The organism is Synechocystis sp. LEGE 06083, from assembly GCF_015207725.1.
In the GTDB taxonomy this organism is placed as follows: Bacteria; Cyanobacteriota; Cyanobacteriia; order Cyanobacteriales; family Microcystaceae; genus Synechocystis; species Synechocystis salina.
Genome location: NZ_JADEWJ010000009.1, coordinates 23421 through 31409, shown reverse-complemented (window position 1 = coordinate 31409; position 7989 = coordinate 23421). Strand labels below are relative to the sequence as shown.

Below are 7989 nucleotides of genomic sequence, written 5' to 3'. Positions count from 1 at the left end.
AGGAAATCATGGCACTCCCTTTCCTATCCTTAAGCCACACAGTAGTTAGTAGTACACCATGAAATCCCTACTCCACAAACGTTTCAGCTACATGTGAAGGTTTTTACACGTATCTCGGCATGGGGTCTATCCCCTAGGGCAACACTGGTTAACCCTCCCTCTTTCCCAACGGCGATCAGGGCCACCACTTCCACCGGTTCCACTGCGGGGGTTTCCGGCTTGGTGAGGGACTGGACTAGGCGACGGCTTCGAGCTTTTTTAAATCTTCCACTTCCCTGGCCAAATTGGAGATCGCCGTCTCAAACTCAGACCGGCCAATAGCACCGGGGATGGATTCACCCAAGGCAGATCGGCAAGCGTTTCTAATCCAGTCCTGGACACCGATGCCATTAGCCTCGGCCGCCGCTTTGATTTTGTCCACCAGAACGTCATCCATGCGGACGTTAACCTGCTTATTGCCGTATGCAGAAATACTCACGGGTATCACCTGTTATTTATTGCTAGCTTCTACATCCTAACCTTTTTCTATCTACTGATACCGATTGATAGTATTACCTGATACCATGCGCTAGTTTTGCGACAAAAGTTTAATCGTTGTCCTGTTGCTATCATGTGAAACCATGCGATATACTTGTTGCATAAAGCAAGGGAGAGGCAACCATTAGAAGCCCCCCAAGCCCCCGCTGCCAAAGATGCGGTAGCCCAATGGGAAAAAGCTAAGGTGATCGCCGCCGCCGCTCTGAGCAAATATCAACTGCTCTAGTTTCCGTAGCCCTGGGCAGGGCGTAAAACTACCCACTGGATACATTTACCGGGGCATCCCTTCACCGCCTGATCGTCACACCTACGGAGTTAATCAAAATGGAAAATCTAGCTTGTATCGTTTTAATCAAAGAGGAAGCCACCAAGACGGCGATCGGTACCACTGCCCCTGCTACTAACCTTTCCACTCTGGGAGTCCGTGCCCTGTACAAATTGGCCAGTCAAGCGGGGGTGAAAAAAGTTAAGTCCATGACCAAATCCCAATTAATTCAAGCCCTAGGAGGATTGGAACCTGCCACCATGGCCACAGCCTAGGGCTACCAGGGGGGGATAACATTCTCCCCACCAAAAAACTGTTACCCAAAAAAATGGGGGATTATCCCCCCGCTCTAACATCTAAAGGAAATTTAATCACATGAACACCATCGAAGCCCCCGCCGGATTTACTGCTACTGAATTGGCCTCTCATAACTGGATTGCCAGCTTGCCCCCATCCAAAAAAATCAAACTTGCTCAATTGCTACTACTTGGAAATCAACATGAAATTATTTCCATTAATCCGAGATCTTGATCGAACGGCGATCGCCACTTTCCACCTCCCCAGGGGGATTAATCACTAACTACCGAGGAAATTGCCCCCATGGAAAATACCACCCTGATCAACTTGCCAGAACAGATCGCCGCTGAACTCTGGACAAAAGTTGACCAAGCCTATGGCATTGTTCACCTGGCCAAGGATGCTACTCAATGCCACCTTGACGGGGAAACAGAATCAGCAATAGGTTCCAGCTTGGAAGCTGCTTTAACCCTTCTGGCTGATGCGCGTTCCTTGATTGATAATTGCCGCCATTATTGCTAACGGCGATCAGCACCCACTTCTGAAAGTCCAAGATTATTTATTGCGCCGCCATGGAATCCGCTAAGCAACTAACTCAATTAATTCATGATTACCGTACTAATGCCATCATCGGGGGTTTCCCTGGTGATGATGTTATCGGTAAGCAAATCGAAGCCGACACCTTAAGCGACCCTGATGCCCCACAGTTAGCCAAATTTCTTTGTTCAATGGGTGGTAAAGGCGGGGCCGGTATTGCGGCCATGGCTCGGGTTTGGGAATACCAAGACCAAATAGTAGCCTATCAAAAGGCTAACAATATCAGCTCTGTTTTATGGGATGAACTTGACTGGAAGGGGGAAAAGGTACGCTTCCCCATTACCCATTCTGACCTCCAACTAATGCCCCAAGACCGAGCGGTGTTAAGCCGGTGGAAATGGCATACAGCAGAGAAATTTTTAGAATTTGTCACCTGCCACCATTTGCACGGGGATTTATATCGGATTGATTACGAGGAGGAAGGGGAAGTAGAAGTTCCTGTGACTCTGGCTGATATTCGCATTGATGTCAGACATTTTGACCATGCCATGTTAAGCGGCGGGCGGGAAACCCCAGTTTATTTAGCCCGTGAAACCGGCACCTCTGACCGGCTAACCGTTAGCAAAGAAATTTGCTACCACCTAACTGAGTTCTCGCTTTGGCTTGATGAATTCCCCAGTGATTATGAACCAGAGCCAGACGGGTTACATTTTGCCGTAAAAATCCGCCGCTATTCTTAAACCGGCGAGCGCCACCCCCTCCCAGAAATGTCCCAAAAGCATAGAGGGAGGGCGGTAGACACCTAACCAGTACAATGATGTACTGGTTGACCCAGGGTCTCGAATCATTAACTGTCCGAAGGTATTTCCGAATGCGGTGGAGTCAGAATCTGCCCTTAGTTCTCGAAGGTTTAAGCCTGGTGATTGGGTGGTGGAACCTGACAGACCCGATCGCCTGATGAAGTTAGCTTCGATTGACGATGACGGGGAATGGTGCCGGTTACACAAGCCAGATTGCCACCGCCCTGGATTCATTGGGGAACTTGGCTATCTGCCGGAACTGCTACCCGCCCCGCCCGGTTTGATTGCTGAATTTTTCCCCAACGGCACCGGTTTAGATGAAGAATATTCAAGCTCTGAGTTGGTTTCAAAATACATCTGAAGACTAACCCTAAACCATACGGGAAAAAGATTACACGGATTACATGTCCATCTCGATGTGGATTATTAAAAACGTATGAACTGTGTCAACTTGACGTAAAAGTTGCCGACGTTTTAGTTTTTCCATCCCTAACTTCATAGAGTGGAACGGCGATTACCTTTTGTCGATAACCTAGAGCAGTAAATTTTCTGGGTGTTATTTCTGGTTATCTGGTAAACCAAATTTCTGGGTTAATGCCTCCACAATGACAGATGTCATCGTTATATCTGACCGCTTTGCTTCCGCCGCCCAATGTTGACGGAGTGACTTTGGCACTTTTACGCAGAGATTAACTTCTGGCTCACTGGGTTTTTGTCCATGTGGTTTTACAGATTGTTCTTTGTCCCAGACAGTATAGGAATCATCTTGAATCTGGTTTTCCTCTTTTCTGGCTTTCTGAATAATCTCGCCAAATTTACCGGACATTGAGGGCCTCCTTTATTTCTTTACCGAGTTGTTTCTAGTCTTGCCATGCGCTTCGCAAACGAGAATCACTTAGGTCTCGAATGGGTTTGCCTTCAAGGGCCGCTTTTTGATAACCCACCGTGCGGCGGATAATGGTTTTAAAAACCGGAATTTCCCCCTCCTGTAAATCCTGCTTCATTATTTCTCCGTCTCTATTAGGGGGCGGTAGAGCAATGGTGATTAAGGCTCGATAGTTGGCTTCCCCTATATCCTGGGCTGTTTCTAACATGGGTTGGAGGCTTAGAATATCAGGGGCGGTAGGTAGCACCAGTAAATCACAGCCTTTGGCTAATTCTTTGAGGTCATCGGAGTTGGGTCGGGCAGGGGTATCAATAACAATAAATTCAGCGCCAGAGATTTGCTTCATGGCTTGGCGCTCATCAGCAACAACAAAAGGTAGATTCCCTCTTTCTGCCCAGTTCAATGAGGTGCGATTGGGATCGCCGTCCACTAATACAGTCTGATAGAACTCGCTGAAATAGGTTGCAAGGTGAATTGCTGTTGTACTTTTGCCTACTCCGCCTTTGTAGCCAGTGATGGTGATGATTTTCATCTGGTTTTATGGCTTGGATTCTGGTTGTCCTTAAATCTGGTTTTGCAGATGGCTGGTTTTCTGGACGACCTAGAGCAATACCAAGTTCCTCAAAAGTTTTTGAGTGAATCTTTTTTGTGTCTTGGTCACTGATCGCCATTTGAAGATTCTGGTTTGCTGGCTTACCAGAAATCAGGATTTTTTAAGATGGTGTTGATTACACTTCGGTACAAGTCCATACTTTATCTAATGTATCTTTCCTGAAGTATGGAAAAGAAGTCTCTCTCAGAAAGGGATATTTGCACCAAGTTCATTACGCCCGCCTTGGAAAAAGCCGGCTGGAATATTCAAACGCAGATCAGAGAAGAGTTTTCCCTTACCGATGGCCGAATTATTGTACGAGGGCATCTCCACACCAGAGGAAAAAATAAGCGGGCAGATTACGTTCTGTTTTATAAGCCCAACATCCCGATCGCCGTTTTAGAAGCCAAGGATAATAACCATACGGTGGGGGACGGAATGCAACAGGCATTGGGTTATGCCGAAATGCTGGATGTGCCGTTTGTATTTAGCTCCAACGGCGATCGCCTCCTGTTCCATAACAAAATCAATACCGATGGGGTAATTGAGAGAGAACTGGAATTTGAGGCAATGCCCTCCCCAGATACTCTCTGGCAATGGTGGTCAGACCATTGTGGACTAAGCGAAGACCAAACCAAAATTATTACCCAGGATTATTACAGTGATGGTAGTGGGAAAACCCCTCGGTACTACCAAGTTTTAGCCATCAATAAAACCATTGAGGCGATCGCCAAAGGACAGAATCGGATTCTATTGGTGATGGCGACAGGTACAGGCAAAACCTTCACTGCATTCCAGATTATTTGGCGGTTATGGAAGTCTAAAACCAAAAAGCGGATTCTCTTTTTAGCGGATCGGAACATCTTGGTGGATCAGACCATGACCAACGACTTCAAGCCCTTTGGGTCGGCCATGACTAAAATTAAAAAGCGGCAAGCAGATAAGTCCTATGAAATTTATCTTTGTCTCTATCAAGCTGTCACCGGTAACGAGGAAGAGAGAAATATTTATAAACAATTTAGTCCGGGCTTTTTTGACCTGATTGTTATTGATGAATGTCACCGGGGCAGTGCCGCTGAAGATTCCGCATGGCGCAGTATTTTAGACTATTTTTCCAGTGCCACCCAAATTGGCTTAACTGCGACTCCCAAAGAAACAAAAATCATTTCTAATATCCATTATTTTGGTGAGCCGATTTATACCTATTCCCTGCGACAAGGGATTAATGATGGCTTCTTAGCACCCTATAAAGTGATCCGTATTGACATTGACAAAGATGTGTCTGGTTGGCGACCCACTAAGGGAATGAAGGACAAGTACGGACAGGAAATTGAAGATCGAGTTTACAATCAGCGGGACTTTGAGAAAGTTTTAATTTTAAATAAGCGGACGGAATTAGTTGCTGCCAAAATTACCGAATACCTAAAAGCCACCAATCGTTTTGATAAAGTAATTGTTTTTTGTGAAAATATTGACCATGCGGAAAGGATGCGGCAAGCCCTCGCCAATGCCAATAGTGATTTAGTGGCAGAAAATCATAAATATGTGATGCGAATTACTGGAGATAACAAAGAAGGAAAAGCGGAATTAGATAATTTTATTTTCCCCGAAAGTGTTTACCCTGTCATTGCCACTACATCTAAGTTAATGACCACGGGTGTGGATGCTAAAACTTGTAAGTTAATTGTGCTGGATCAACGCATTCAGTCGATGACGGAGTTCAAGCAAATTATTGGGCGGGGAACTCGCATTGATGAGGATTACGACAAATTGTCGTTTACGATCATGGACTTCAAACAAGCCACAAAATTATTTGCTGACCCAGACTTTGATGGTGATCCGGTACAAGTCTATGAACCCGGCAAGGATGACCCCATCGTGCCACCAGAGGTTACTGAAGATGAGGAAAAACAGAATCAAGAAACAGAAGATAACGACGAAATTCCGCCTGATGATGAAGGGGAAGATACAGGTGGTGGTGGGACTCCTCCTGAGCCAAAGTTTAAGTATGTAGTCGATAACGTCAAAGTCAGTGTGGCTTCAGAGCGGGTGCAATATTACGACGTGGAAGGGAAGTTAATCACGGAATCCCTCAAGGATTACACCCGTAATACCCTGAGCAAAGATTATCAATCCTTGGATGAGTTTCTGCGACGTTGGGGTGAGGCGGATAGGAAACAGGCCATCATTGAGGAATTGGCAAAAGAGGGGGTCTTTTTTGAAGCCCTAGCTGAGGAGGTAGGCAAGGATTATGACCCGTTTGATTTAATCTGCCATGTGGTCTGGGATGAACCCCCTCTAACTCGTCAGGAAAGGGCAAGGGAGGTCAAGAAACGCAATTACTTTACCAAGTATGGAGAACAGGCCCGACGGGTGTTAGAGGCGTTACTGGATAAGTATGCCGATGAGGGCATTGAGGCGGTGGAGGAACCACAAATTCTCAACATTACCCCATTTACAGAAATGGGAACTGCCATGGAGTTAGTCAAAGCTTTTGGGGGTATGAAAGGCTATCAACAAGCCGTACAGGATTTGGAAAGGGAGCTTTACAGCGCATAATCAATAAACTTTCCTACTGATCTTTTTTTATCGACAGCAACACTCTATGGCAATTGGCAATCTGGTTAAAAGCATTCAAGACATCATGCGGAAGGATACGGGGGTTGATGGGGATGCCCAGCGTATTAGCCAGTTGACTTGGTTGTTATTTCTGAAAATCTTTGATGATAAGGAGCAGGAGTGGGAATTTTTAGTGCCGGGTTATCAGTCCCCCCTGGCGGTAAAGTACCGCTGGTCAAGCTGGGCCAAAAATCAAGAGGGCATGACCGGGGAGGAGTTGGTCGAGTTTGTCAATAACGATCTATTTCCTACTTTAAAAGGATTAGCGACGGCGGCGGGGGTATCCAATCAGGGCAAGGTAATTGGCTCAGTGTTTGAAGATGCCTACAACTATATGAAGTCGGGGACGTTGTTGCGACAAGTGATTAACGTTATTGAGGAGGATGTGGATTTCAATTCCTCGGAAGATCGCCATTTGTTTAACGATATTTACGAGAAAATTCTGGCGGATCTGCAATCGGCGGGCAATGCAGGGGAATACTACACCCCTAGGGCAGTTACCCAATTTATGGTGGATATTCTCAACCCCCAATTGGGAGAATCGTTACTTGATCCAGCCTGTGGAACTGGGGGCTTTTTGACCTGCGCGATCGAGTATTTACGGCAACAGGTGAAGACCGCCGACGATAGCAACCTGTTGCAGGCGACAGTGCATGGCATTGAGAAAAAGCCGTTACCCCACATGCTGGCCATGACCAATATGATGTTGCACGGGATTGATGTGCCCACCAATATCCGCCATGACAATACCTTGGCCAAGCCATTACGAGATTACAAGCCAGCAGAACGAGTAGATCTCATCATCACAAATCCACCCTTTGGGGGTATGGAAGAAGATGGCATTGAGGAAAATTTTCCAACTAAGTACCGCACCAGGGAAACGGCAGATTTATTTATGGGTTTGATCATGCACCTGCTCAAAAATGAGGGGGGACGGGCCGGAGTTGTTTTGCCGGATGGTTTTTTATTTGGGGAAGGGGTAAAAACAACCCTGAAACAGGAGTTGTTAGCGGGGTTTAATCTCCACACCATTGTCCGTTTACCGAAGGGAGTATTTAGTCCCTACACCAGCATTTCCACCAATATTTTGTTTTTTGAGAAGGGAACGCCAACGGAAACTGTTTGGTTTTTTGAGCATCCCTACCCACCGGGCTATAAGTCCTACTCTCGCTCAAAGCCACTAACGATTCAGGAATTTGATCAGGAAAAGGCTTGGTGGAATAACCGAGAGCAAAATGAGTATGCTTGGCCGGTATCGGTGCAGGAAATCATTAACCGTAATTACAATTTAGATTGCAAAAATCCCCATCAAGAAACTATTGATCATGGCGATCCAGCGGATTTGATGGCAGAATTTTTGGAAATTTCCCAACAGGTTGAGGAGATTCAAGGATTGTTGAAATCGGAATTAGTGCAGGCGTTGGGTTAATCTGATATAATTATCTTTTGTATAATT

General features: G+C 46.0%; 10 protein-coding genes. 7 read left to right on the top strand and 3 right to left on the bottom strand.

All coding sequences use genetic code 11. The features are described from left to right. Positions 1 to 235: 235 nt before the first annotated feature. On the bottom strand, positions 236 to 478 hold the full coding sequence (locus IQ219_RS01475; protein WP_190595629.1) for a hypothetical protein: 243 nt from the start codon (positions 476 to 478) through the stop codon (positions 236 to 238). Between the two features lie 153 nt (positions 479 to 631). Here IQ219_RS01475 and IQ219_RS20330 point away from each other — a divergent pair, with 153 nt between their 5' ends. The 5 genes from IQ219_RS20330 (at position 632) to IQ219_RS01455 (ending at position 2797) form a co-directional block, all read left to right on the top strand. Beyond that, positions 632 to 763: a hypothetical protein gene (locus IQ219_RS20330; RefSeq protein WP_255512793.1), complete on the top strand. Its 132-nt coding sequence runs from the start codon at positions 632 to 634 to the stop codon at positions 761 to 763. 98 nt (positions 764 to 861) lie between these two features. Continuing rightward, entirely contained in the window at positions 862 to 1077 is a 216-nt protein-coding gene (locus IQ219_RS01470; protein ID WP_190595627.1) for a hypothetical protein, read from the top strand. 325 nt (positions 1078 to 1402) lie between these two features. Further along, positions 1403 to 1621, top strand: coding sequence for a hypothetical protein (locus tag IQ219_RS01465; protein ID WP_190595623.1), 219 nt, complete (start codon positions 1403 to 1405; stop codon positions 1619 to 1621). A 50-nt stretch (positions 1622 to 1671) separates the two neighbouring features. Further along, on the top strand, positions 1672 to 2376 hold the full coding sequence (locus IQ219_RS01460) for a hypothetical protein (protein ID WP_194071478.1): 705 nt from the start codon (positions 1672 to 1674) through the stop codon (positions 2374 to 2376). A 136-nt stretch (positions 2377 to 2512) separates the two neighbouring features. Further along, positions 2513 to 2797: a hypothetical protein gene (locus IQ219_RS01455; RefSeq protein ID WP_228016625.1), complete on the top strand. Its 285-nt coding sequence runs from the start codon at positions 2513 to 2515 to the stop codon at positions 2795 to 2797. Positions 2798 to 2992: 195 nt separating this feature from the next. Here IQ219_RS01455 and IQ219_RS01450 read toward each other — a convergent pair whose 3' ends face one another. Further along, positions 2993 to 3262: a hypothetical protein gene (locus tag IQ219_RS01450; protein ID WP_194071476.1), complete on the bottom strand. Its 270-nt coding sequence runs from the start codon at positions 3260 to 3262 to the stop codon at positions 2993 to 2995. A 34-nt stretch (positions 3263 to 3296) separates the two neighbouring features. After that, positions 3297 to 3854 (bottom strand): ParA family protein, encoded by a 558-nt coding sequence (locus tag IQ219_RS01445; protein ID WP_194071475.1) that lies wholly within the window; start codon positions 3852 to 3854, stop codon positions 3297 to 3299. 246 nt (positions 3855 to 4100) lie between these two features. On the opposite strand from IQ219_RS01445, the gene hsdR reads away from it, so the two are divergent. Both hsdR and IQ219_RS01435 read left to right on the top strand, forming a co-directional pair. Continuing rightward, positions 4101 to 6473: an EcoAI/FtnUII family type I restriction enzme subunit R gene (gene hsdR / locus IQ219_RS01440; RefSeq protein WP_194071474.1), complete on the top strand. Its 2373-nt coding sequence runs from the start codon at positions 4101 to 4103 to the stop codon at positions 6471 to 6473. 46 nt (positions 6474 to 6519) lie between these two features. Then, a complete protein-coding gene (locus IQ219_RS01435; RefSeq protein ID WP_194071473.1) occupies positions 6520 to 7962 on the top strand; it encodes a class I SAM-dependent DNA methyltransferase in 1443 nt (480 codons plus the stop codon). Positions 7963 to 7989 lie beyond the last annotated feature (27 nt).